The sequence below is a fragment of the Moraxella osloensis genome (assembly GCF_001553955.1).
Taxonomy (GTDB): domain Bacteria; phylum Pseudomonadota; class Gammaproteobacteria; order Pseudomonadales; family Moraxellaceae; genus Faucicola; species Faucicola osloensis.
Map to the genome: position 1 here is coordinate 535438 of NZ_CP014234.1, position 26352 is coordinate 561789.

Sequence of the window (26352 nt, forward strand, 5' to 3'; positions counted from 1 at the left end):
GGCGCATAAATTCAATCAAATGCACAGTCGAAGCGTTAGTCATCGGGTAAAAATTCTTGCAGCACTTGGTTTAAAAATAAAAATCCTTGCGCTGTGCAGTGGATATGGTCACCGCTTAGCTCAACCAAACCACGATTGTGTAGTTGTATCAATTGCGGTTCAATGACTGACCATGCCAAGCCTGTTCTCTGTGTCCAAAACTGTTTGGGTACCCCATTTTTTAGCCGCAGCCCATTCATCATGAATTCAAACGGTAAATCAGACGGCTCGATGGCTTGCCAACCTATCGCCGCCTGATTAACCCTATAATCTTTTGGTAAGCGCGATTTACTAAACCGGTAAATGCCATCAGGCCGCGTGACTTTACCATGCGCGCCTGCCCCAATCGCCAGATAATCACCAAACTGCCAATAGTTGAGATTATGCTGACTGGGCTGAAAATCCGCCTGCCTTGACCATGCGGACACTTCATATTGCACAAATCCATTGGCTTGCAAAAGCTCGGCGCCTTGCTCAAAAATATCCACCAATATCTCGTCATCGGGCAAAACCGGCGTATTGCGATAAAACACGGTATTGGGCTCAATGGTGAGCTGATACCACGAAATATGCGAAACGCCCAAATCAATCGCTTGCTGCAAATCGCTCAGGGCATCTGCCAATGTCTGGTTGGGCAAGCCGTGCATTAAGTCGACATTTAACTTTTTAAACCCTGCTTGCTGGGCATTGGCAATGGCAAAAAGCGCTTGCTGCGGGTTATGAATCCGCCCCAAGGCAGCAAGTTTTTGGGCTTGAAAACTTTGAACACCGAGCGACAACCGATTGATACCCACCGCTAAATACTCATGAAATGGCGCATGCTCCACGGTGGCAGGATTGGCTTCCATGGTGATTTCACAGTCGTCAGTCAGTGTTAACTGAGCATTGATGCCCGCAAAAAGCTGCTGATATTGCGCAATCGGCAGCAGCGATGGCGTGCCGCCCCCAATAAAAATGGTGGCAATCTTGCGCCCTTGTACCAAGCTTAGCTGGCTTTTTAAATCGTCTAACAGTGCATCGACATAGCCTACAAAATCAATCGGTGTACGGCTTTCATGTGAATTAAAATCACAATACGGGCATTTTTTAACACACCAAGGAATATGGATATAAAGCGATAAAGGGATAAGGTTTGAATTTGGCATTAATCAGTAACTAATTCATTTGATTGATAATTTAACACATTATAGCCAATAATTTTTTGCTGATAATCGCTAGTATTTGGCTATACTTTAAAAAATAACAATGGTAGCATAGCCCAAACTTTTATTTTGATTTTATTTAACAATTTAGCGCTATTTGTTATCGCTATTTCATCTATTATCAAGGAAGGATTGTCATCATGTCATATAGCCAAGTGCCTGATAAAAAAGCGCCTTATAAAAAAGCATCTTATAAAAAGTGCCATGTAAAAAGGTGCCTTATAAAATAGGCATGCTAAACTCACAGGCTACCAAGCCATGATTAAAGCGCTTTAAAAGCTATTATTAAAAAAAGCCTTTATCAAATTCTGGCGACATTTGATAAAGGCTTTTTTATGTTGATGCTATCACAATCAAACACTAAATTTTTTTGACCTGTTAATTTGCTGACCTGTTAAACGATAAATTAAACAATAAAAAATCATGCCGCAAAATCTGTTAAACTGCCGCCTTTATTGAATTTTCTACGCATATTTGGTCATTACATGCTGTCAGCTATTGCTCGTCAAGACTTAAAACAATTATTTGTCTTGACCTTACCTATTTTAATCACCCAGATTTGCCAGTCAGGGCTCGCCTTGGTCGATACCTTACTCGCAGGTCAAGTCTCCGCGCTAGATTTATCGGGCGTGGCAATCGGCGCGGGTATTTGGATGCCCACCTTTTTGCTGGCAGTTGGTATTTTGCTTGCCACCACGCCATTGATTGGGGAAGCGATTGGTCAGCAGCAACTACAAAAAGTGCCATTTATCACCCAACAATCGCTTTGGCTGGCGCTTATCATCGGTATGATAGGGTTTGTGGCAGTTAATCAGCTGCATTATTTGTTTGATTGGATGAAGGTACCGAAAGATATTCAGCATATCGCGCAAAAATTCTTGTTTGGTATCTCTTTTGGCTTTCCTGCGGTCTGTCTATATACCTCGCTGCGCTGCTACACCGAAAGCTTAAAACATCCCACCGTGGTCATGGTGATTAGCCTCATTGGTTTGATTTTAAATGTGCCGCTCAGCTATGCGTTTATCCATGGCGTCACCCTCGGTGAAACTGTGCTGATTCCTGCCATGGGCGGTGCGGGCTGTGGTTTTGCCTCTGGCATTGCGTTATGGATAAATTTACTGATGTTGGTAAGCTATTTGACTTTGAGCCCCCAGCCAGATTTTGCCAACCAGCGCTTTTTTGCCAATTTTGCCGGCATGGATTTTGCTCAGTTGCGTCAGCAATTATCGATTGGTATTCCCATTGGTATGTCGATTTTTTTTGAAGTGAGCGCGTTTAGTCTAGCTTCCATTATCATCAGCCCACTGGGTGAAATCGCAGTGGCAAGCCACCAAGTAGCGTTGACGATTTCATCGCAGTTATTTATGTTCCCGTTTTCAGTGGCGATGGCGCTCACCATCATGGTGTCAAATCGCTATGGCGCCAAAGATTACCGAGCGCTTAAACGCATCAAGCTCATCGGTATTGCCGTAGCCACATCATTTGCGGTGATTAGCATGCTGTTAACTGCCATTTTTCGGCAAACCCTGCCAACTTTCTTTAGTGAAAACCCGCAAGTGATTGAGCAAGCCGCGCTGTTGTTATGGTTTGCCACTGTGTATCAGTTGTTTGATGCCTGGCAGGTCAATTTTGCGGGGATTTTGCGTGGTATGCAAGATACCACAGTGCCGATGTTTATCACCTTGTTTTGCTATTGGGTGGTGGCGATTCCGCTGGGTACCTATTTGGTGCGCCATACCGATATGGGGGCTAAAGGGTTTTGGATTGCGCTGGTTGCGGCGCTGGGACTGGCATCACTGCTGTTAGGAACGCGTTTATTACGTCAGCAAAAACGCTTAAAAATGGCTTGGCTATAAAAATAAGTCGACGGTAAAAACGACTTGAAACAAATGATTGGCAATGATTGAAAAATTCGCTTAGGCTATTTATTGTGGATTATTGGTTATGGTCATGAATTGATGACGATGTTTGGGGTATTCAACCGATGATTTCTATAGAGATTTTTAATTAGAAATAAAGTAAAAATAAATTAAAAAAGGGCTAACTAACGCCCTTTTTTATCGTTCATGAAAGTTTGTTAATTAAAGTTCTCGCCAGTGAAGATACCATCAAATAGCACACTGGATAAATAACGCTCACCACTGTCTGGCAAAATAACCACAATGGTTTTGCCTTGCATCTCAGGGCGGCTTGCTAGTTGATGAGCCGCTTGCAGCGCTGCACCGCAAGAGATACCACATAAAATACCTTCTTGGGTCATCGCCCGTCTTGCCCATGCAATCGCATCATCGCCCGTTACCGTGATGACTTCATCAAGTAAATCAAGCGCAAGATTTTTTGGAATAAAGTTGGCGCCAATCCCTTGGATTTTATGGGGGCCTGGGGTGATGGGTTTACCTTCACGCGTCTGGGTAATAATCGGTGATTCTGCAGGTTCAACCGCGACGGTATAAAGTGGCTGGTTTTTGATTTGTTTAAAATAACGGGCGATACCTGAAATCGTCCCGCCTGTACCCACGCCTGCCACTAGCGCATCGACCTTACCACCTGTGGCATTAAAAATCTCAGGTGCGGTGGTTTTGACATGGGTGTCTGGGTTGGCAGGGTTATCAAATTGTTGTGGCAAAAAGTATTCGCCAGGATGGTTATCATAGATTTCTTGCGCAGCTTCCACCGCCCCTTTCATACCTAGCGAAGGCTCTGTGAGTACCAAATGTGCACCCAAGGCAGCCAGCACTTTACGGCGCTCCATACTCATCGAAGCTGGCATGGTCAGCGTGATTTTATAGCCTTTGGCGGCTGCCACAAACGCCAGCGCAATCCCCGTGTTACCGCTGGTCGGCTCGATGATTTGCATACCTGGCTTTAGTAGTCCTGCTTGCTCGGCGGCTTGCACCATGCCCGCACCGATTCGGCATTTGACCGAAAACGCCGGGTTACGGCTTTCGATTTTGGCAAGCACAGTCACTCCCTGTGGCATGATATGATTAAGACGCACCAGCGGCGTGTTACCAATAGTATCGGCATTGTTGGCATATACCGCTGTGCCAAGGTTGGCGGGTGCGGTGTAGTGATCATCCGGTTGTTGTAGCATAATCATTCCTTTTTTTGTGCTGTATTTTTTAAGTGGTGGTTCAAGTAATTTTTTAACTATTAGCTTTAGAATTTTACGTCAGCGATTGCGCGGTGTCTAACGCCATTTGGTTAATTTAATATACCAAATTTGTCTAAGCCCTATTCAGCAATATCGCATTATCATTTGCCAAAACTGTCAAAATTAGCGACAATGACCTACCTTTTTTTGGATTGTAGGAAAAAATTATGTCATTACAACAGATTATTGAAGATGCGTTTGAAAACCGTGCCAACTTCAACCCCAATGATGCCACCGACGATGTACGTGCCGCCGTCAATGATGTACTCGCTCAGCTCGATGCGGGTACCTTGCGTGTGGCAGAAAAAAAAGACGGGGAATGGATGGTCAATCAATGGGTCAAAAAAGCGGTATTATTATCCTTTCGTCTGAATGACAACCGCATCATGAATGGCGGTCGTGACCTGCAGTTCTTTGATAAAGTCGAAACCAAATTTTCAGATTGGGGCGATGAACAATTTGCCAGAGCGGGCGTGCGCGTGGTGCCACCTGCCGTCGCGCGTAAAGGCTCATACATTGCCAAAGGCGCTATCTTGATGCCATCTTACGTCAATATCGGCGCCTATGTCGATGAAGGTACAATGGTCGATACGTGGGCGACGGTGGGGTCATGTGCCCAAATCGGTAAAAACGTGCATTTATCAGGCGGTGTCGGCATTGGCGGCGTCCTTGAGCCGCTACAAGCCAACCCAACCATCATCGAAGACAACTGCTTTATCGGTGCGCGCTCAGAAATCGTTGAAGGTGTAATTGTGGAAGAAGGCTCGGTGATTTCGATGGGCGTGTATATCGGTCAATCAACCAAAATCCTAGACCGCGAAACAGGCGAAATCAGTTACGGCCGTATTCCTGCAGGGTCGGTGGTCGTGTCAGGCAGTTTGCCAAGCAAAGACGGCTCGCACTCGCTTTACTGTGCGGTCATCGTGAAAAAAGTAGACGCGCAAACCCGCTCTAAAACCTCTATCAATGATTTGCTCAGAATGGCCTAGATTTTTCGTCAAGATAACAGTAAATTATTTAAAGCAAATCAGCCATGGTTTGCTTTTTTTTATAGCCTTCAGCAAATTTTATAGCGCTCATCTTTATAGCCTTTATTAAAGGAAACAGTATGTCATCACAACAAAACACCCCGTATGACAACGGCATTGCGGTACGCAAACAAGTCATGGGCGAAGCGCATGTGGAGCGTGCCATGTCACAAGTCACTGAATTTACCGCGCCGCTGCAAGACTGGATTAATGAACATGCCTGGGGCTCAACATGGCAACGCGACGGCACTGATGGAAAAGGAATAGACCGCAAAACCCGCTCACTGGTGACCATTGCCTTTTTAATCGCGCAAAAATCCCCAACAGAACTAAAAGGTCATATTCGCGGGGCGATTAATAACGGTGCAAGCGTGGCAGAAATTCAAGAAGTGCTACTACATAGCCTACCTTACTGTGGCGCGCCCGCCGCCCAAGAAGCCTATCGTGCTGCGGTGGACGTGTTAACCGAAATGAAATTGCTTTAACCGCTGAACACAAAGATTTATTGGCATAAATTTGATAAAATAAACGCTAATTTTTATTAGTTAATCACATTTATGCCAAATTCAACGCTACCCATCCGCAATACCGCCATTCCCACCACTGACCCCGAAGCAGGACTCAAAGTTACGGAGATTTTTTACTCGCTGCAAGGTGAAGCCTTGACCGCAGGCTTGCCGACGATTTTTATCCGCTTGACAGGCTGCCCGCTGCGCTGCGTGTATTGTGATACCGAATATGCCTTTGTCGGCGGCGAGCGCATGAGTTTGGCAGGGATTTTGGCAGTGTGTCAGAGCTTTCCGTGCCAGCGTATTTGTTTGACAGGTGGCGAACCTTTAGCCCAGCCCAATGCAATCGCTTTGATGAACTTGCTACTGGCGCATGGCTACGAAATTTCGCTTGAAACGTCGGGCGCGCTGTCCGTGGCAGAGGTGCCAACGGCGGTATCTAAAGTTATGGATATCAAAACCCCAAGCTCTCAAGAAGCCGATAAAAATCTGTGGCAAAACCTCCCCTACTTAACTGCCCATGACCAAATCAAATTTGTGATTATGAATCGCGACGATTATGACTGGTCAAAAAAAATCCTATCAGACTACCAACTGGATAAAAAAGTCGCAACGGTGTGGTTTTCTCCGATGTTTAATGTGGAAGAACGTCAAGCCAATGTACCTACCCTTGCCGCTGACTTGGCAGAATGGATACTTGCCGATGCGCTGCCGGTGCGTTTTCAACTGCAACTGCATAAAATCATTTGGGCAGATGCCAAAGGCAAATAGCCGCTGCCAAATCGTTAAAACACAACTTAGGGAAATATCAAGCCAATGGGAAAAATGCTTGTTTGGGGGCTGATTGCGTCGGCTTTTTTTAGCACGTCGTTTGTGCTGTATCAATTGATGAGTGTACAAGGCGGACATTGGTTTTGGTCAGCAAGTTTTCGCTGTTTTTTATGTGGCTGTTGTTGTCGGTTTTTATTTTACTGCTGCACACGCCGATGCCATCAGGCTTAAGTTTTGTGGGGATTGCGCTGGTGATTATTGGGCTTGGGCTGTTTGCCAAGCAACGCTAGCGGTAGTCCAGGTTGTCATAGTTTGCTATAATGCAGGCACTTTTACGTTAACCCTTTATTTAACCGATTAGGATTATTTGATGAATACTTTGACCGCTCTTTCACCTATTGATGGTCGCTATGCCAGTAAAGTGGATAGTTTACGTCCTTACCTGTCAGAATTTGGCTTGATTCATGCCCGTGTGACGGTGGAAGTACGCTGGTTACAGAGCCTTGCCAATCATGCCGATATTCATGAAATTCAGCCTTTTTCGGCAGCGACCAATGAGCGCTTAGACGCGATTGTAGCCAATTTTAGCGAAGCAGACGCGATGCGTATCAAAGACATCGAACGCACCACCAACCATGATGTCAAAGCCGTTGAATACTTTTTAAAAGAAAAAATTGCCGACATCGATGCGCTAAAAGACGCGGGTGAATTTATCCATTTTGCCTGTACCTCTGAAGACATCAATAACTTATCGCACGCGTTAATGCTAAAATCCGGTCGCGACGTACTGGCGCAAACGATGCAAAAAATCATTGATGAGATTGCAGCGCTCGCCGAAACCCATGCCGACCAACCCATGCTGTCACGCACGCATGGGCAAACCGCAAGCCCAACGACTTTGGGTAAAGAAATGGCAAACGTGGCATACCGCCTGCATCGCCAACTCAAGCAATTTAACAACGTAGAATTGCTAGGTAAAATCAATGGTGCAGTGGGTAACTACAACGCGCACCTGTCAGCGTACCCACAAATTGACTGGGCAAAAAATGCCGAAAACTTTGTTACCAGTCTTGGGTTGACCTTTAATCCCTATACCACCCAAATTGAGCCACACGACTATATCGCCGAATTGTTTGACGCGCTGCGCCGTTACAATACCATTTTGATTGATTTTAACCGCGATGTATGGACGTATATCTCCTTGGGTTATTTCAAACAAAAACTCAAAGATGGTGAAGTGGGCTCATCCACCATGCCACACAAAGTCAACCCAATCGACTTTGAAAACTCAGAAGGTAATCTGGGTATTGCCAATGCCGTGCTCGCGCATTTGGGTGAAAAATTGCCGATTTCTCGTATGCAGCGCGACTTGACCGACTCGACAGTCCTTCGCAATATGGGGGTAGGTTTTGCCCATAGTCTGATTGCCTTTGACGCCTGCTTAAAAGGTATTGGCAAATTAGAGCTTAACGCCAATCGTCTCAATGAAGACCTAGCGCTTGCCCAAGAAGTGTTGGCGGAGCCAATCCAAACCGTGATGCGTCGCTACAATGTTGAAAAACCTTATGAGAAACTAAAAGCCTTGACCCGCGGTCAAGCCATGACACGTGAGATGATGGTCAACTTTGTCAATGGCGATGAACTGACAGCGGTGCCAGAAGCTGAGCGTCAACGTTTGGCTGATTTGACCCCTGCCACTTATACAGGTAATGCGGCACAGCAAGCCAAAAACTTGAAAAATTTATTAAAATAAGACTTTTCGCTCATCAAAAAGGACGCTTAGGCGTCCTTTTTTTACACGATTTTTTTAGATAAATTTTTTTTAGATAAATTCGTTGATTGAGCTTTGGGTTATTTTTTGGCATAGCCTTGTTGATTCAGATAAGGCAGCACGTCGGGACGAACGGGTTTATCCAAATAACTTTCAATGGTTTGCACCCAATCTGACCCTGCTTGACCCCGCGCCGCATAATAGTCTGCAACGGTTTGGTTATACTGGTATAATGCGGATTTGTCAGCGGGTTCATATTGGTTGGTTGACACCACCAATGCCTTTGGCAAACGTGGACGCATGGCAGGGTTTTGGTCAGGGTAACCCAATGCCATGCCAAATAGCGGCACCACGCCTTGTGGCAGCTTGAGTATGTCACCCATCCGTCTGATGTCATTGCGGATACTGCCCAAATACACACCACCTAATCCCATGCTCTCAGCCGCTAGTAGCAGATTTTGCGCCATAATGGCTGCATCAACCGCGCCAACAATGGTGACTTCAGTCCAATCAATTTGCGCGTTGGGTACAAGGGTTTGGTGGCGGTGGTTGCCCATACAAAAAATTAGTAGCTCGGCACACTGCTCCACATAGGGATGACCGTATTTTTCCCCGTCTTTGGCGTGCTGGGCATCGGCGCAAATACGGCGGATGTCATAGCGCCGCTTTGCATCTGTCACCCGAATGATGCTTGCCGACTGCAAAAACCCCGATGATGAGCCTGCCATCCCCGCTTCGATAAGCTGCTCAAACGTCGCTGCATCTATTGGCTGATTGGTGAATTTGCGAATCGAGCGATGATTGAGTATCGTCTCTAGGGTAGGTTTACTGTCACTATGCTCACTATGCGTTGTCATGATTTTCCTTGTTATAGTTTGCCTTGTTATGGTTTGTGTTGTTATAAGTTGGGTTGGGTTATGTTTTGATATTAGGCTTAGGGTTGGTATTTTTGAATCAGCTTTTGGGCTTGCACAATCACCGGAGTATCGACCATCTGTCCATCCATGGCAAATGCGGCAAGCCCTGTCTGTGCATAATGGTCAACCACTTTTTTGGCAAAGGCAAGCTGTGCTTGGCTGGGTCTAGCCAGTGCATTGACAATGGCGACTTGGTTTGGGTGAATACATAGCATCCCTGAAAAACCCAAATCGCGCCACCCGTTGACCCGCTGGGTCAAACCGTCATCGTCATTAAAAGGCGGGTATACGCATTCAATCGGTGGGGTGAGCGAATTGATAGCACTATGCAAGCTTAGCTGATAACGGATTTGGTTGGCAACCATCTGCCCTGCCTCGCTGTCTGCACGCACGCCCAATTTTTCACAGATATCCAAAAAGCCAAAACTGAGCGCAGTCAATCCTGCGGCAGCGGCGATGTCGGGTATATTTGCCATGCCTTTGGGTGTCTCAATCAGGGCAATCATGGGTTTGGCGAGCGCATGACGGACGCGGTCAATCTCTATGGCGTGCTCGACTTTGGGTAGCACTACCCCAATCACATTGTTGATTGCGGACGCTGGCAAAGATTTGAGCAACTCAATATCGCCCGCTTGGTGGTTGCTACTTGCGGCATTGATACGCACCCAAACAGGCTTAGCATCGGCGCCGCTTAAATAATTGACCACATTGTCACGCGACTGCATTTTGACACTATCACTGACCGCGTCTTCTAAGTCAATTATCACCGTATCTGCGCCACGGGCAAAGGCTTTTTCCACCCGCTCAATATTGATGGCGGGTACAAACAAATAACTGGTTGCGCTCAATCCCTTGGGTTTTACTACATTGTTTTCGCTCATGTGACATCCTTTTTCGTCAATTTTTGGTGAGATATTCTCTTTGGCAAATAACTTATGAAACAGCTTATCAAACAGCTTATCAAGCAACAACGCCCTACCCAAAGTAGCGCGTTTTTTAGCTTATTTTAAAACCGTCAATTTGGCTTTTTCACTGCGGCTAAACAGTAAATTTAACACGATGGCGACCACTGTCGCCGTACCGATACCGCCCAAATTAAATTGTCCAATATGTAAGCTAAAATCCCCAGCCCCCATAATGACGGTCACTGCAGCAATGATTAAATTAGCATTTTTGCTAAAATCAATGTGATTATCCAGCCAAATTTTGACCCCTGCTACTGTAATAAGCCCAAACACCACGATGGAGGCACCGCCCAATAATGGCGCTGGGATAGTATGGATAATCGCGCCAAATTTTGGTGACAGCCCCAGTAGCACAGCAATCAAGCCTGCCACCACAAAAACCGTGGTCGAGTATACTTTGGTCACTGCCATCACGCCGATATTTTCTGCATAGGTTGTCACGCCCGTACCGCCCATGCTCGATGACATCGCCGTACATAGACCATCAGCGAAAAACGCCCGTCCCATATAAGGCGATACCGCTTGTCCTGTCATGGCTTCTACCGCTTTGATATGTCCTAAATTTTCGGCGATTAAAATAAAGGCAACCGGGGCAATCAAAATTATTGCGTTGATATCAAATGTCGGATGATAAAAATTCGGTAATCCAACCCAAGCTGCTTGGGCAACTGGGGTAAAATCAATCGGCTTGCCATACCCAAGCACATTGGTGAGCACAAAATATGCCATATACGCCAATACCAAACCAATCAGCAGCAACAAACGACGTAGCATACCACGGCTAAACACAGCGACCGCACTGATACACAGCACCGTCATCAACGCGACCCAACTATCAAACTGATTTCCCGACACGCCTTTGATAGTGACTGGCGCCAAATTTAGCCCGATAATCATCACAATCGCACCGGTTACCACAGGCGGCATGAGTTTCTCAATCCAGCCAACCCCTGTTTTCATCACCAGTAATCCGACCATGGCATAAAAAATACCACAGACAAAAATACCACCGAGCGCCACGGATAAATTACCGTTAAAGCCTGAGCCTGTATAAGCCGTTGCAGTAATCACAGGCGCGATAAAGGCAAAACTTGACCCTAAATAACTGGGTACTCGCCCACCGGTTAAAAAGAAAAACAGCACCGTACTGAGCCCCGCCATCAAAATCGCAAGGTTGGCATCAAATCCCATCAATAACGGCGCAAGCACGGTTGCCCCAAACATCGCAAACGCATGTTGCAGCCCAAATAACAGACTTTTATCAGCAGGTAAATACTCGTGGATACGCACAGGATGATGATCTAAATGCCCATCGTAAGGCTGCCATTTTGGGAACCAGCCGCTATCATTGCCGGTATTTTGATGGGTGGGTTGTCTTTGCGAATTTGCCATAATTTTGCTCTCATCTGTCAACTGCGCGAATTTTACACGTTATTTTTGTTTTGTCAAAAAACCCTGCGCTTTGAGCCAATCTTCTGCAGCAGCGACATAGGGTTGACTGTAGTAATCGGCAAATTTTTGACGGTATGGCTTACGCTCACGCGCTTCATTAAACGCCAAAATGGTTTGCTCATAATGTTTGATTGCTCACAGTTTGATTATTCATGGTTGCCCCGTTAAAAGTGATTTAAACATGACTTGATGATTGTTGATGTTGATACGGTCGCCAAAGTAGCGCCACCCCAATAAGCAAAACGATGGCAGAAACGGGTAACAACGCAAGCCAAATATTGTTGCCTGTTGCAACTAGCGCGGCTAGCGGTCCGATAAGCTGCCCAAACGCAAAACTTGCGGTCATCAGCGCACTTAAGTTGTATTTAGGGTAGTGGGTGACTTGGCTTGCCGCCACTTGCAGTCCTGCCATCGTCACCACCATAAAGGTGCCGCCCACCATCAGCGCTGACAACATCAAACCTGCCAACGACTGCCAAAGCGCAGGCAATAACGTACCAACCGCCATGATGATTTGTGACACTCGCCAAACGCCGAGCAAAGAAAAGTTGTTATAACGGCGTTGTAATCCCTGCGACAATACTACCGACAAAGCCGCCGCCAACCCAAAAAATGGCCAAATCAGCAAATAACTTTGCCCCGATAACCATTGCTTGGCGATTTGTGGCAAAAAAGTCGCAGGTAAAATATAGCCAAACCCGAATAAACCATAGGCGGTTAATACATTCGCTAATTTTAGCTTGGCAGGTGGGGGTATGCTAGAAGAGGTAGGATTGGTATTTGTGGCTTTGGTAGGGGTGGCTTCGGTAGGGGTGGCTTCGGTAGGGTTGGCTTTGGCAGCGGCTGTTGAGGCAAGCTGTGAGTTGATTTTCACCAGCAAAAAGGTGACAAGCAGGGTGGCGAGCAGCGCAATCCCGCCTAGATACTGCCATAATCGACTCGATAATGGACTCAATGATGAATGAACAGCAACATTCACTGTCGCTGATTGAAAAATAAAATAGCTACAAATCAATCCTGTGAGGGTGATACCGATACCCACACCCGTATAAATCAAGCCACTGCTGGCTACCTGTCTTGATTTTAACCAATTGATTGCAAACGCACTGATAGATACCAGCACCCAAGCGCTTGCCACACCCGCCAAAAAGCGTAACACCAGTAACCAACCAAAACCGCTTAGCGAAGCCAGCCAAGTGGAAAGGGTCACCAAGGTCAGACCTAACACGACAAAAAGCGGATGTCGGTTACTTTTAAGCAGTGACAGCGCCCCGACCAAATAGCCAATATAGTTGCTACTTGATAACCACGCCGTTTGCGCAAGATGGACCGTGCCTTCTTGTATCATCAACGGCAAAATCGGTGTAAAAGCAAATCGCCCAATTCCCATTGCCACGGCAAGCGCAGTAATCGCTAGGATAAAGCAAAATATAATCTGCTGTCGGTCAGATTGTGACATTTTGCACTACCCCTTGATTTTATTGACACGGCTTGCCAGCGTTTAAGCTTGCATTTTAAAGATTGTTGAGCATACTTTGCAAGGTTTCCTTCACATTTTTGGACGACATATTAGCTTGGCTTAATATCAAAGCCTGGTTAACCATTGACTTTTTGTCTGCTACCAAGGCATTCCAATTTGATAAACCTTGAATCAAACGTGACGCCAACAGTGGGTTACGTTTATCCAAATCTTGCATCATGCTCAAATACTGCTCAACGCCTTGCTGTGTCCAAATTTTGGTGGGCTGTGCGAGCAATCCGCCGAGCACCGCCCGCACCCGGTTTGGGGTATTGATGTCAAAGTCTTGATGTGAGGTTAACGCAAAAATATCAGCAACACTCGCCTGACTGTCATTGGCTTGGACACCAAACCATAAATCCATCACCAATGCATCATGGTGAAAGCGTTGGTAAAAATCGGCCAGCCATTCGGCTTTTTGCGGCAAACCATGCGCCACTGCGGCATTTAACGCGCCTAAACGCTCAGTCATACAAGACGCTTGTTGGTACTGGGTAATCGCCCAATGTTTGGCATCACTCACGCCTGCCAATAACGCCATATCCAGCACCACATTTCGCCACGCCCGCACGCCCATGGCTTCGGCTGTATCTTCATACGCGCTAATCGGCAGTTTGGGATACGCACTTTGCCAAATGTCTTTAAGCGCTACCGCCACGGCTTTTTTGACCGCTTGATGACGGGCACGAACTTGGCTAGGGTCATAGTCGGTCTGAATCGCACTGCCCAGCTCGCGCTCGCTTGGCATATCTAGTAACCGCGCCGCTAGCATGGGATCGGTTTCTGATAGCGCTGGCAGACTGGCTTTTAATGCCGTGATATAGGCATCGGTATCGGCATTTTGCAATAAAATACGATTGACCAACAACTGCGCCGCTTGCCAACGGTTAAAGCCATTGGTCTCATATTGCATCAAAAATGCCAAATCATCATTGCTATACTCAAAATTGAGCTGAACAGGCGCGGAAAAATCACGAAGCAATGACACCACAGGGTCAAAATCCGCTGTGGTAAACAAACCATCAAAGTTAAACGTCTGACGGTCATCGCGCAGCAACACCAAATCTTCGTGTACCAGTTGCCCAGTGGCGCGGTTAAAAATCGCCAGTTTGATAGGAATTGGCAAAGCTTTTGGTGCAGGATAGCCAGCCACTTGGCGCGTGTGTTGGCTTAGCGTCAAGATAAGCTTGTCAGCTGTTTTTTCAGAATGCCCCGACAACACAGGCGTACCTGGCTGGGTGTACCAATCAATAAATGTTTCAATACTTGGGTCTGCAACGCTCAGTGCAGATAACAAGTCTTCTACCGTTACCGCTTGCCCGTCATAACGGCGAAAATATTCGTCCGTGCCTTGGCGGAATTTTTCTTTACCAAGCGTATTGGCAATCATGCGCACAATTTCTGCGCCTTTCTCGTACACTGTGGCGGTGTAGAAATTATTAATCTCGACAAAATGGTCAGGGCGTGGCGGGTGCGCCAATGGGCTGGCATCTTCAGGAAACTGCGCCGCTCGCAATGTTGCCACATCATCAATCCGCTGTACCGCAGGGGAATGCAGACTTTCGGAAAAAGACTGGTCACGAAATACGGTAAAGCCTTCTTTTAGGCACAGCTGAAACCAGTCACGGCAGGTGATACGGTTGCCCGTCCAGTTATGGAAGTATTCATGGGCAATCACTGCTTTGACATTAAAGTTACGGCGATCGGTGGTGGTCTCTGGGCTAGATAGTACGCAAGCGGTGTTAAAGATATTTAATCCTTTGTTTTCCATCGCGCCCATATTAAACTGGCTAACCGCCACAATCATATAGCGGTCAAGGTCATACGCCCGTCCGTAGTTGTCTTCGTCCCATTTCATGGAGTCTTTTAACGCTTGCATGCCCACATGGCACTGCTCGATGTTTTCATGCTTGGCGTATAATTCAAGCAGCACCTCACGCCCTTCGCTAGTGGTGTAATGGTCGGTCAATACGTCCAAATCTGCCATCACGCAAGCGAATAGATAACTCGGTTTTTTGGTCGGGTCTTGCCACACCGCAAAATGACGGTCGCCCGCAAGCTCCCCTTGGTCGATTAAATTACCATTGGCAAGCAGCGTTGGGTAAGTTTTATCGGCTTCAATGCGTGTGGTGAAGGTGGCAAGCACATCAGGACGGTCTGGATAAAAGGTAATTTTACGAAACCCTTCTGGCTCACACTGGGTACAGAACATTTTGTCCGCCCCTTCCCCTGCTTGGTATAAGCCTTCAAGACTGGTATTGGTTTGCGGCACGATGGTGACCACAGTGGTAATCTGACAAGTGTCTGGCGCGTTAACAATCGTTAGGCTTTCTTGGTCTAGTTGGTAGTCGCTTTCGCTTAAAGTTTTGCCGTTTAAGGTAATTGATTCAAGTTGTAATTCTCGTCCAAAGAGGACCAAATCGCCTGTGGTGTTTCTTGCCATATCAAGATTGGCGGTGACGGTTGCCTGCTTTTTATCAGCGCCGTCAAACAACTCAATTTTTAAGTCAATGTGATTGACACTAAAGACCGGCGGCGTGTAGTCTTTTAGGTAGATTTTTTGCGGCTGGTTAGTATTTAATTGGTTACTATTTAATTGGTGACTATTTAAACTGGGGTCTGGTGTGGGTATATTGATGGGTACATCAGGCATTTCGGTGTTTAATAACTGTGGGTTTTCGGTTTGGTTGGTTTCGGTGACGTTGGTCATATATTTGTTTAGCTCGCAATGGGTTATTAAAAATTATTCTCATTCAATGTAGCTATTATGCCATAATTAATGACGTTTTTTGGTCACCAACCATAATGACTTTGTTATTACATTTTCATGCTATTTTTTTTATCGGATAAAATTTCAACTTTTTTTAACTCGTTGGTTGGTGACATGATTGAAGGGACATCGACAGCGGCGGCGATTTGGTCAGCGGGCTGTGTGGGCGTGGCAGTGGCGATGGGGCGGCTAGAGATTGCGGTATTGATTAGTGTGTTTATGGTAGGGATTTTTTATTTTGTTAGTCCGTTAAAACAAAAACTTAGCAAGGATAATGATGATGTTTAATGTAAAAGGTTGGATGACAGCTTAAACTTGCCCCAAGAAAAGCTGTTAATTTTCTTGGGGTAAAACCGCTAATTTGACACCCATCATCCATCATCATTGCAATACAAACTCCCGTAAACTTACCACTTTATCGCGCACCTTCGCCGCTTCCTCAAACTTTAAATCACGCGACAAGGCTTTCATCTCTTTTTCTAACCGTGCAATCTCTTTGGCCAGCAAATCAGGCGAACGCAAAATCGAAATATCCGCATCGGGGAACGCATGGGTGACTGCAATCGCTTGGTTATCATTCGGGGTTTCTGCCTCGCCCGTGTCGATTTTATCAGTAATCTGACGACGAGCGGATGTCGGCGTGATGCCATGTTCCTCGTTATACGCCATCTGTTTAGCACGGCGACGCTCAGTTTCTTCCATCGCCTTTTGCATGCTTGGGGTAATACTGTCAGCGTACAAAATCGCCTTACCATTGACATGGCGCGCGGCACGACCGATGGTCTGAATGAGCGAACGCTCCGAACGTAAAAAGCCTTCTTTATCCGCATCAAAAATCGCCACTAAGCTCACCTCAGGCATATCCAAACCTTCACGCAACAGGTTGATACCGACCAGTACATCATGCACGCCTGTACGCAGTTCGTGGATGATTTTCATCCGCTCCACCGTGTCAATATCCGAGTGCAAATAAGCGACTTTGATGTTGTACTCCTTTAGATAACTGGTCAAATCTTCTGCCATGCGTTTGGTGAGCGTGGTAATCAGCACTCGCTCATCTTTGGCTTTACGAATATTGATTTCTGATAGCACATCATCAACCTGAGTCAAAACAGGACGAATCTCTAGTATCGGATCGACCAGACCTGTCGGACGTACCACTTGCTCAACGACCTGCTCGCTATGCTCAAGCTCGTATTGGGCAGGGGTCGCCGACACAAAAATGGTCGCAGGGGTAATACGCTCCCATTCTTCAAACATCAGCGGGCGGTTATCCATCGCGGATGGCAGGCGAAAGCCGTAATTGACCAAGGTTTCTTTACGACTTCTATCGCCTTTGTACATCGCCCCGACTTGTGGCACGGTTACATGGCTTTCATCAATAAATAGCAAGGCGTCGGGCGGAATATAGTCAAATAACGTCGGCGGCGCTTCACCCGCAGGGCGTCCCGATAAATGGCGCGAATAGTTCTCAATGCCGTTACAGTAGCCAAGCTGTTGAATCATTTCCAAATCATAAGTGGTGCGTTCTTTGATACGCTGGGCTTCAATCAATTTGTCATGCGCTCGAAAATACTCAAGACGTTGTTCAAGCTCGGCTTTGATAGTGCCACTGGCTCTTTCTAACTTGTCTCGTGGGGTGACGTAGTGAGATTTTGGATAGATGGTAATGCGTGGCACACTGCGCACGTTCTTGCCTGTCAACGGGTCAAACCAAGTGATTTTTTCCACTTCATCATCAAACATACTGATACGCACCGCAAGCTGTTCAGACTCAGCCGGGTATATATCAAGCACTTCGCCACGCAAGCGGTAAGTACCTCGCCCAAAGTCAAGCTCGTTACGCGTATATTGCAGCTCCACCAAGCGTTTGAGCATGGCAGTGCGGTCGATTTTGTCACCCACTACAATGTGAAGGAGCATTTTTAGGTAGCTTTCTGGGTCACCCAGACCATAGATACAAGACACCGATGCAATGATGATGGCGTCACGACGTTCGAGTAGCGCACGGGTGGCGGACAGTCGCATTTGGTCGATATGGTCGTTAATGGCGCTGTCTTTTTCGATAAAGGTATCGCTAGCAGGTACATACGCTTCAGGCTGATAATAGTCGTAATAACTGACAAAATACTCCACAGCATTGTGGGGAAAGAACGCCTTAAACTCGCCATATAGCTGGGCGGCAAGGGTTTTGTTGTGTGCCATGATAATGGTGGGACGCTGGCATTGGGAAATCACTTTTGCCATAGTGTAGGTTTTACCTGAGCCTGTCACCCCTAAGAGCAGCTGACCGTGCATACCGTGCTCAATGCCATCAACCAATTTGGCAATCGCTTGCGGTTGGTCGCCTGAGGGTTCAAATTCGGTCACCATCTCAAAGGGTTTACTTGAGATTTGGGTGCCACTGGCATTGACACCGGTGATTTGGGCATCATCTTGGATTTGGCGGGCAAGTTGGCTAAGTTCACGTTCGGAGCGGGAAGATTGAGGTGGTCGCATTTTATTGTCTTTATCGTAATCAAAGATGGCTAAATAATGGGGTTGATGGGTGAAAAGTTAAAGTAAAATAACGCGAAATATTGTATCAGTGACTGGGTTTATCAAAAGAGCCATTAACAAACCACCTATCATCAAACTTGTTAAAATTACCCCATTAGCCTATTGCAGTTAGGCATTTAAAAGCATTAGGTTAATTTGGCAAAATCCCTTATAATATCCCCTGACTTTTTCCACTGTAGCGACAGTGACTTGTATAAGTCATTTTGCTATTAGTCATATTAATCATTTTTTCGTTAATCATTTTGCAAACTTGCTCGTGCTGTATTGCAGTCCGTGACTTTCTATTTTTGCTTTGTTCTTGTTTTAAAATGTAAAATAGAGATAGGTTTGCAAAGCGATTAATTTTCTATCACCCTTAATGTAATGAGAAAATTAAATGCGTGAATATCAACTATTTACCTCTGAATCCGTCAGTGAAGGTCACCCAGACAAACTCGCTGACCAAATCTCTGATGCTATCCTTGACGCCATCCTTGAGCAAGACATCCATGCGCGTGTGGCGTGCGAAACCTTGACCAAAACAGGCGGCGTGGTGCTGGCGGGTGAAATCTCTACCACCGCCAATGTTGATTTTGAAAAAATCGTGCGTGATACCGTCCTGCGCGTTGGCTACAACAGCTCAGAATTGGGCTTTGATGGCGCAACCTGCGCAGTTATCAATATGCTTGGCAAACAATCTCCCGAAATCGCCCAAGGTGTTGACCGCTCGCGCCCTGAAGAGCAAGGTGCCGGTGACCAAGGTTTGATGTTTGGTTATGCCACCCATGAGACGGATGTGTTGATGCCTGCCCCCATTCAGTTTTCCCATCGTTTGATGGAAAAGCAAGCGCAATTGCGTAAAGACGGCACATTAGCGTGGCTGCGTCCCGATGCCAAAGCGCAAGTCACGGTACGCTATGATGGCGACAAACCTGCGTTTATTGATGCGCTAGTACTATCAACCCAACACGATCCAAGTATCTCGCAAAAAGACTTGCATGAAGCAGTCATGGAAGAAATCATCAAGCCTGTCATTCCAGCCGCGATGCTGCACAAGGACACGAAGTATCATATCAACCCAACAGGATTATTTGTGATTGGTGGTCCTGTGGGCGACGCGGGTTTGACGGGTCGTAAAATCATCGTAGACACGTATGGCGGTATGGCGCGTCACGGCGGCGGTGCGTTCTCAGGTAAAGATCCATCAAAAGTTGACCGTAGTGCAGCCTATGCAGGGCGTTATGTTGCCAAAAATATCGTAGCGGCAGGACTGGCGGAGCGCTGTGAAATTCAAGTAAGTTATGCCATTGGGGTGGCAGAGCCAACCTCTATTTCTGTCAACACGTTTGGCACGGGCAAAATCAGCGATGACAAGATTGTCGATTTTATCCGCCAGCATTTTGATTTACGTCCGTATGGTATCACGCGTATGCTTAACCTACTCCAGCCCATGTATGAGCAAACGGCGAGCTATGGTCACTTTGGTCGCCAAGGCACTGAAACCGCTTTTACTTGGGAGCGTACTGACCGCGCGGCACTACTTAGAGCAGACGCAGGTTTATAATTTTATTGACCAAGTACAAGATTTGTAGGGTGCGTTTTACGCACCTTTTTAACGTTTAATTGATTTAACGTTTAATTGATGGTAGAGAATTGTAGAGAAAAATTATGAGCGAAAACACCAACCAAATCACCGAAGAAATGAACGCGTTTTATGAGCGCGCTGATGAGTTTATCCAGCTTGCCAATGCCCTTCGCACCGATGATATACACGCAGGTAAAATCAATGCCTCCATGCTGTATGCGGTGGCGCGTTTTAGCGCATGGACAGCGGCAACGGGCTTTGTCAAAGGCGCTGATTATGCCAAAGAAAAGCAAGATATTATCGAACATTTCACCAAGAATTTTGAGCGTATGTTGTCTGACAATATTGACGACTATGCCGAAAACTTCCAAAAATATATGCAAATTGGCAATTGATTGCAGTCCAACAACATGAGCATTTCATTAAAAAAGCGTATTGAATCGTCATACGCTTTTTTTATTGCCGCGCTTATCATCTAAACCCGCAATTATTTGAACAATTAATTATTTAAACAATCGATAAAACAACCAACCTATTATCAGGATGACCAAGATAATCACACTCACGCGTTTCACCCATCTTGGCAATAACGGTAGGGTGATATTTTCCTGTTTAAGATGATTATCTAATCCTTGTGTCAATGTGCTAAAGCCTTGCTCTTTAGTCTCTACCGATGCCGCAGGATGGGCAGTAGGCGGCGTTTGACTGTTTGCCGCCAACGCTTGATTTTCATACGCATCAATTTGTTGTTTTGCCTCATCTAAGCTAATCCCCTGCTCTTGTGCGTGGGTTTTGATGGCGATGACGTAGTTTTTTTTATCGACCAGTTGTTTGATATGACTCGGTAACGTTGATTGTGCCATAAGTAATCCCTCAAATTTTAATCCGTATATCATGCCTAGTTTGTTAAACTTATTTTAGAAGAATGTAGCAACGAGCGCCTGTTTATTGTAAATAAATGTAAACAAACAATCGACATTTTGAGCAAAATATTCACCTTTTAAAAGTTACAGTGACTAATTATGTAAAAATAGAAGTTTACTATTCATTTTTAGCATAATGTTATTTTTACTTAATTTAGTTTTTAAAAATCGCGTACTGACAGGTGATTTTTTTGTGGATATACTAAGGCAAAGCAGCAAATAACCTGCCCTAAACCTAAAGCAGGGCTGATTAACACTAACTTTGCTATTTTCCCCTTCAATCATGTAAAAAGGAAGCAACATGGCACCTATCTCTGCAGGTCGCAAATTCCGTGACGCCATTGAGTCTGAAAAAGCCGAAGGTCGTCCCCTTCAAATCGTTGGCACTATCAATGCCTATACTGCCATGATGGCAAGCCAAGTCGGTCATAAAGCGATTTATCTCTCAGGTGGCGGTGTTGCTAACGCCTCATTTGGTTTGCCTGACCTCGGTATGACGAGCCTTAACGATGTATTAACCGATGCTACCCGTATCACCAATGCGGTTGATACGCCATTATTGGTTGACATCGACACGGGTTGGGGCGGCGCATTTAACATCGCCCAAACCATCAAACAAATGGAAAAAGCAGGCGTTGCCGCGGTCCATATCGAAGACCAAGTGGCGCAAAAACGCTGTGGTCATCGCCCCAACAAAGAAATCGTCTCAACCAGCGAGATGGTTGACCGCCTAAAAGCTGCGCTAGATGCCAAAGTTGACCCAGATTTTGTGGTGATGGCACGAACTGATGCGCTGTCAGTGGAAGGTTTGGATGCTGCGGTTGAACGAGCGGTGGCGTTTCAAGAAGCAGGCGCGGACATGATTTTTGCTGAAGCATTGACCGATATCGCCATGTACCGCAAATTTACTGACGTGTTAGACATTCCCGTCCTTGCCAACATGACTGAGTTTGGGCAAACTGACCTTTACAGTACCAAAGAGCTGTTTGACGTGGGTGTTGACATGGTACTTTACCCATTATCTGCGTTTCGTGCGATGAACAAAGCCGCCCTCAATGTCTACCAAGCGCTAAAAGATGAAGGCGTACAAACCTCCGTGGTCGACACCATGCAAACCCGTATGGAATTGTATGATTTCTTAAATTACCACTCATACGAGCAAAAATTGGACGCATTATTTAAATCAAAAAAATAATTGGCGAACTATGCTCAACACTTAATGCCAAACATTTAAGGCTAAACATTTAATAAAGCGAAAAAGGAGTTTTACCATGTCAAAAGACACCCCAGTGACAGACGCGAGCGACAACAAGCCAAAACCCAAAAAAAGCGTTGCCCTATCAGGGGTACCCGCCGGTAACACTGCCCTATGTACCGTAGGTCGTACAGGCAATGACTTAAGTTATCGTGGCTATGATATTTTGGATTTGGCGAAAGACAGCGAGTTTGAAGAAGTGGCGCACCTACTGATTCATGGTCATTTGCCAAACCGTCATGAGCTAGCGGCGTACAAGAAAAAACTCAAAACCCTGCGTAACTTGCCCGTCAATGTACTTGCGGTGCTTGAAGCCTTGCCTGCCCACGCCCACCCGATGGATGTGATGCGTACTGGCGTATCGGCACTGGGCTGCACCTTGCCCGAGCGTGAAAGCCAGCCTACCTCAGAAGCCCGTGATATCGCCGACAAGCTTATCGCCTCATTAGGTTCAATGCTACTGTACTGGTATCACTATAGCCACAATGGCAAAGTCATCAGCCTTGAGAGCGACCAAGACAGCATTGGTGGTCACTTCCTTGAGCTATTACAAGGTGAAGCCCCCAGTGAATCGCATATCAAAGCCATGCACATCTCACTTATCTTATACGCTGAGCATGAGTTCAATGCATCAACCTTCACCAGCCGCGTGATTACGGGGACTGGCTCGGATATGTACTCCGCCATCTCAGGCGCGATTGGTGCGTTAAAAGGTCCAAAACATGGCGGCGCCAATGAAGTGGCATATGACATCCAAAAACGCTACCGCAATGCCGACGATGCAGAAAAAGACATCCTTGAACGCCTTGAGAAAAAAGAAGTCATCATTGGCTTTGGTCACCCTGTGTATACCGTGAGCGACCCACGCAACGTGGTCATCAAAGAAGTGGCTCGCAACTTATCCAAAGAAACGGGCGACATGACCCTATTTGACGTGGCAGAACGCCTAGAAACCGTGATGTGGGACAACAAAAAAATGTTCCCAAATCTCGACTGGTTCTCAGCGGTCAGCTACCACAAAATGGGCGTACCCACTGCCATGTTTACCCCATTATTTGTGATTGCGCGTACCGCAGGTTGGTCAGCGCACGTGCTTGAACAACGTGCCGATGGCAAAATCATCCGTCCTTCTGCCAACTACACAGGCCCTGATGACCAAAAATTTGTACCGCTGGATGAGCGTCAATAATTAGCATTTTAATCGTATATAAAGCCTTTCAGGTCATCCTACCCATTGATTTGAAGGGCTTTTTTTCTAATAGATTATTAATTTTAAGGTTAAACCAAATGACAAGCCAATACCGCAAGCCCTTGCCCAATTCTGATTTGGAATACTTTGACACTCGCCAAGCGGTGAATGATATCACCCCAGACGCGTATGACAAACTCCCCTACACCTCGCGTATTTTAGCCGAGCAACTGGTGCGTAAAGTCACTGATTCAACTGAACTGACCAATGCGCTCAAACAGCTCATCAACCGTGAGCGTACGTTAGACTTTCCTTGGTACCCTGCGCGTGTGGTATGTCACGACATCTTGGGTCAAACTGCCCTTGTGGACTTGGCAGGCTTGCGTGATGCTATCGCTGAGCAAGGCGGCGACCCAAGCAAGGTCAACCCTGTGGTACAAACCCAGCTGATTGTTGACCACTCGCTTGCTGTGGAATGTGGTGGTTATGACCCAGATGCATTTGAAAAAAACCGCGCCATCGAAGACCGCCGCAACGAAGACCGTTTTCACTTTATCAACTGGACAAAGACTGCCTTTGAAAACGTGGATGTAATTCCAGCAGGCAACGGCATCATGCACCAAATCAACCTGGAAAAAATGTCACCTGTTATCCAAGTACAAAATGGTATCGCGTTCCCAGATACTTGCGTGGGCACAGACAGCCACACCCCACACGTGGATGCGCTGGGGGTGATTTCGGTGGGCGTTGGTGGACTGGAAGCAGAAACCGTGATGCTTGGTCACCCATCGATGATGCGCCTGCCTGATATCGTGGGCGTACACCTCAAAGGCAAACGCCAAGCAGGCATCACCGCCACTGATATCGTACTGGCATTGACTGAGTTTTTGCGTAAAGAGCGCGTGGTTGGTGCGTATGTGGAATTCTTCGGTGAAGGTGCAGACAGCCTATCCATCGGTGACCGCGCCACCATCGCCAACATGACCCCAGAATATGGCGCAACCGCAGGGCTATTTTATATTGATGGGCAAACCATCGACTATCTACGCCTCACAGGTCGTGAAGACAAACAAGTCGAACTGGTAGAAAATTATGCCAAAACCGCAGGGCTTTGGTCATCTGACCTCGTCAATGCCGACTATGAGCGTGTGCTTGAGTTTGATTTGTCACTCGTCACCCGTAACATGGCAGGTCCTTCAAATCCTCATGCGCGCGTATCGACTTCTGAGCTCTCTGCCAAAGGCATTGCCCATGCCGAAGGTGAAGCGGTGCCTGAATCGGAGAATGGTTTAATGCCTGATGGTGCGGTGATTATCGCCGCTATTACCTCGTGTACCAACACCTCAAACCCTCGTAACGTGGTGGCAGCGGCATTACTTGCCAAAAAAGCCAACGAACTTGGCTTGACCCGTAAACCTTGGGTCAAATCATCCTTTGCCCCTGGCTCAAAAGTGGCTGAACTGTATTTGCAAGATGCTAACCTATTGCCAGAACTGGAAAAACTCGGCTTTGGTATCGTGGCATTTGCCTGTACCACTTGTAACGGCATGTCGGGTGCGTTAGATCCAGCGATTCAGCAAGAAATCATCGACCGTGACCTGTATGCCACTGCAGTGCTATCAGGCAACCGTAACTTTGATGGACGTATCCACCCGTATGCCAAACAAGCCTTCTTAGCAAGCCCGCCGCTGGTGGTGGCTTATGCGATTGCAGGGACGATTCGTTTTGATATCGAAAAAGACGTGCTTGGCGTGGTCAATGGTAAAGAGATTCGCCTGATTGATATTTGGCCATCGGATGAAGAGATTGACGCGATTGTGGCAAAACACGTCAAACCTGAGCAATTCCGTCAAATCTATATCCCGATGTTCAACCTTGACCGCAGCGAAAAAGCCGACAGCCCACTGTATAACTGGCGCCCACAGTCAACCTATATCCGCCGTCCACCCTACTGGGAAGGCGCGCTAGCGGGCGAACGCACCCTCAAAGGTATGCGTCCACTCGCCATCTTGCCTGACAATATCACCACCGACCACTTGTCACCGTCCAATGCGATTTTGGCAAGCTCGGCAGCAGGCGAATACTTGGCAAAAATGGGCTTACCCGAAGAAGACTTTAACAGCTATGCCACCCACCGCGGCGACCATTTAACCGCGCAACGTGCGACCTTTGCCAATCCAAAACTGTTTAATGAAATGGTCAAAAATGACGATGGCAGTACCAAACAAGGCTCACTGGCTCGCGTTGAGCCTGAAGGTCAAGTGATGCGGATGTGGGAAGCGATTGAGACCTACATGAACCGTAAGCAACCACTCATCATCATCGCCGGGGCGGATTATGGTCAAGGCTCTAGCCGTGACTGGGCTGCCAAAGGCGTGCGTCTGGCTGGGGTGGAAGCGATTGTGGCGGAAGGTTTTGAGCGGATTCACCGTACCAATCTTATCGGTATGGGTGTGCTGCCGCTTGAATTTAAAGCTGGGACGACGCGTATCACGCTAGGTCTTGATGGTACTGAAACTTACGATGTGATTGGTGACATCTCGCCACGTTGTGATTTGACGCTGGTGATTAATAAAGAAGGCTCACAGCCGCTTGAAGTGCCTGTGACCTGCCGTCTTGATACCCAAGCGGAAGTGGATACTTATAAAGCGGGTGGCGTGTTGCAAAAATTCGCTCAAGACTTCCTGAAGGGTGAAGTGGCGTAATTATTTTTTTAAATCAAAAAAGCCGAGTAATATAATAATACCAACCCCATAAAATATAGT

The 26352-nt window shown here is 46.6% G+C and carries 22 protein-coding genes; 12 read left to right on the forward strand and 10 right to left on the reverse strand.

Annotated elements, in window-relative coordinates; translation table 11 throughout:
- Positions 1-35: 35 nt before the first annotated feature.
- Positions 36-1184 carry a radical SAM family heme chaperone HemW gene (hemW, locus tag AXE82_RS02330; protein WP_062330943.1) on the reverse strand — a complete coding sequence of 383 codons (1149 nt, stop codon included), beginning with the start codon at positions 1182-1184 and terminating at the stop codon, positions 36-38.
- 542 nt (positions 1185-1726) lie between these two features.
- Here hemW and AXE82_RS02335 point away from each other — a divergent pair.
- Entirely contained in the window at positions 1727-3097 is a 1371-nt protein-coding gene (locus AXE82_RS02335) for an MATE family efflux transporter (protein ID WP_062330947.1), read from the forward strand.
- Positions 3098-3318: 221 nt separating this feature from the next.
- Here AXE82_RS02335 and cysK read toward each other — a convergent pair whose 3' ends face one another.
- A complete protein-coding gene (gene cysK / locus AXE82_RS02340; RefSeq protein ID WP_062330951.1) occupies positions 3319-4335 on the reverse strand; it encodes a cysteine synthase A in 1017 nt (338 codons plus the stop codon).
- Positions 4336-4562: 227 nt separating this feature from the next.
- Between cysK and dapD the strand changes: the two genes are divergently transcribed.
- From dapD to purB, 5 genes are all read left to right on the forward strand, one after another.
- Positions 4563-5384 carry a 2,3,4,5-tetrahydropyridine-2,6-dicarboxylate N-succinyltransferase gene (gene dapD / locus AXE82_RS02345; protein WP_062330954.1) on the forward strand — a complete coding sequence of 274 codons (822 nt, stop codon included), beginning with the start codon at positions 4563-4565 and terminating at the stop codon, positions 5382-5384.
- 119 nt (positions 5385-5503) lie between these two features.
- Positions 5504-5908, forward strand: a complete 405-nt coding sequence (locus AXE82_RS02350; RefSeq protein ID WP_062330961.1) for a carboxymuconolactone decarboxylase family protein — start codon at positions 5504-5506, stop codon at positions 5906-5908.
- Positions 5909-5980: 72 nt separating this feature from the next.
- Positions 5981-6703, forward strand: a complete 723-nt coding sequence (gene queE / locus AXE82_RS02355) for a 7-carboxy-7-deazaguanine synthase QueE (protein ID WP_062330964.1) — start codon at positions 5981-5983, stop codon at positions 6701-6703.
- A 143-nt stretch (positions 6704-6846) separates the two neighbouring features.
- Complete coding sequence (locus AXE82_RS12175) at positions 6847-6993, forward strand: hypothetical protein (protein WP_156627536.1); 147 nt, start codon at positions 6847-6849, stop codon at positions 6991-6993.
- An 80-nt stretch (positions 6994-7073) separates the two neighbouring features.
- Positions 7074-8456 (forward strand): adenylosuccinate lyase, encoded by a 1383-nt coding sequence (gene purB / locus AXE82_RS02360; protein ID WP_062330977.1) that lies wholly within the window; start codon positions 7074-7076, stop codon positions 8454-8456.
- A gap of 98 nt (positions 8457-8554) precedes the next feature.
- Here the strand turns inward: purB and nfsA are convergent, their stop codons facing one another.
- The 6 genes from nfsA to pepN form a co-directional block, all read right to left on the reverse strand.
- A complete protein-coding gene (nfsA, locus tag AXE82_RS02365) occupies positions 8555-9331 on the reverse strand; it encodes an oxygen-insensitive NADPH nitroreductase (protein ID WP_062330980.1) in 777 nt (258 codons plus the stop codon).
- A 77-nt stretch (positions 9332-9408) separates the two neighbouring features.
- Positions 9409-10272 carry an HpcH/HpaI aldolase/citrate lyase family protein gene (locus tag AXE82_RS02370; protein ID WP_065252174.1) on the reverse strand — a complete coding sequence of 288 codons (864 nt, stop codon included), beginning with the start codon at positions 10270-10272 and terminating at the stop codon, positions 9409-9411.
- 120 nt (positions 10273-10392) lie between these two features.
- Positions 10393-11748, reverse strand: coding sequence for a solute carrier family 23 protein (locus AXE82_RS02375; RefSeq protein ID WP_062330986.1), 1356 nt, complete (start codon positions 11746-11748; stop codon positions 10393-10395).
- A 39-nt stretch (positions 11749-11787) separates the two neighbouring features.
- Positions 11788-11916: a hypothetical protein gene (locus AXE82_RS12350; RefSeq protein WP_257721699.1), complete on the reverse strand. Its 129-nt coding sequence runs from the start codon at positions 11914-11916 to the stop codon at positions 11788-11790.
- 67 nt (positions 11917-11983) lie between these two features.
- Entirely contained in the window at positions 11984-13267 is a 1284-nt protein-coding gene (locus tag AXE82_RS02380; protein WP_062330989.1) for a YbfB/YjiJ family MFS transporter, read from the reverse strand.
- 55 nt (positions 13268-13322) lie between these two features.
- Positions 13323-16037, reverse strand: coding sequence for an aminopeptidase N (gene pepN / locus AXE82_RS02385; RefSeq protein ID WP_062330992.1), 2715 nt, complete (start codon positions 16035-16037; stop codon positions 13323-13325).
- Between the two features lie 174 nt (positions 16038-16211).
- Here pepN and AXE82_RS02390 point away from each other — a divergent pair, with 174 nt between their 5' ends.
- Complete coding sequence (locus tag AXE82_RS02390) at positions 16212-16385, forward strand: MgtC/SapB family protein (protein WP_237049451.1); 174 nt, start codon at positions 16212-16214, stop codon at positions 16383-16385.
- Between the two features lie 93 nt (positions 16386-16478).
- On the opposite strand, the gene uvrB is transcribed toward AXE82_RS02390, so the two are convergent.
- Positions 16479-18596 carry an excinuclease ABC subunit UvrB gene (uvrB, locus tag AXE82_RS02395; protein WP_062330997.1) on the reverse strand — a complete coding sequence of 706 codons (2118 nt, stop codon included), beginning with the start codon at positions 18594-18596 and terminating at the stop codon, positions 16479-16481.
- A gap of 436 nt (positions 18597-19032) precedes the next feature.
- Between uvrB and metK the strand changes: the two genes are divergently transcribed.
- Both metK and AXE82_RS02405 read left to right on the forward strand, forming a co-directional pair.
- Positions 19033-20199 (forward strand): methionine adenosyltransferase, encoded by a 1167-nt coding sequence (metK, locus tag AXE82_RS02400; RefSeq protein ID WP_007115720.1) that lies wholly within the window; start codon positions 19033-19035, stop codon positions 20197-20199.
- A gap of 104 nt (positions 20200-20303) precedes the next feature.
- Positions 20304-20615 carry a DUF3144 domain-containing protein gene (locus tag AXE82_RS02405; RefSeq protein ID WP_062331000.1) on the forward strand — a complete coding sequence of 104 codons (312 nt, stop codon included), beginning with the start codon at positions 20304-20306 and terminating at the stop codon, positions 20613-20615.
- A 108-nt stretch (positions 20616-20723) separates the two neighbouring features.
- Here AXE82_RS02405 and AXE82_RS02410 read toward each other — a convergent pair whose 3' ends face one another.
- Entirely contained in the window at positions 20724-21083 is a 360-nt protein-coding gene (locus tag AXE82_RS02410; protein ID WP_062331003.1) for a hypothetical protein, read from the reverse strand.
- Between the two features lie 361 nt (positions 21084-21444).
- Here AXE82_RS02410 and prpB point away from each other — a divergent pair, with 361 nt between their 5' ends.
- The 3 genes from prpB to acnD all read left to right on the forward strand — a co-directional run bounded on the left by prpB (position 21445) and on the right by acnD (position 26292).
- On the forward strand, positions 21445-22338 hold the full coding sequence (prpB, locus tag AXE82_RS02415) for a methylisocitrate lyase (protein WP_036598327.1): 894 nt from the start codon (positions 21445-21447) through the stop codon (positions 22336-22338).
- Positions 22339-22414: 76 nt separating this feature from the next.
- Positions 22415-23587, forward strand: coding sequence for a bifunctional 2-methylcitrate synthase/citrate synthase (gene prpC, locus AXE82_RS02420; protein WP_062331006.1), 1173 nt, complete (start codon positions 22415-22417; stop codon positions 23585-23587).
- Between the two features lie 98 nt (positions 23588-23685).
- On the forward strand, positions 23686-26292 hold the full coding sequence (acnD, locus tag AXE82_RS02425; RefSeq protein ID WP_062331009.1) for a Fe/S-dependent 2-methylisocitrate dehydratase AcnD: 2607 nt from the start codon (positions 23686-23688) through the stop codon (positions 26290-26292).
- Positions 26293-26352 lie beyond the last annotated feature (60 nt).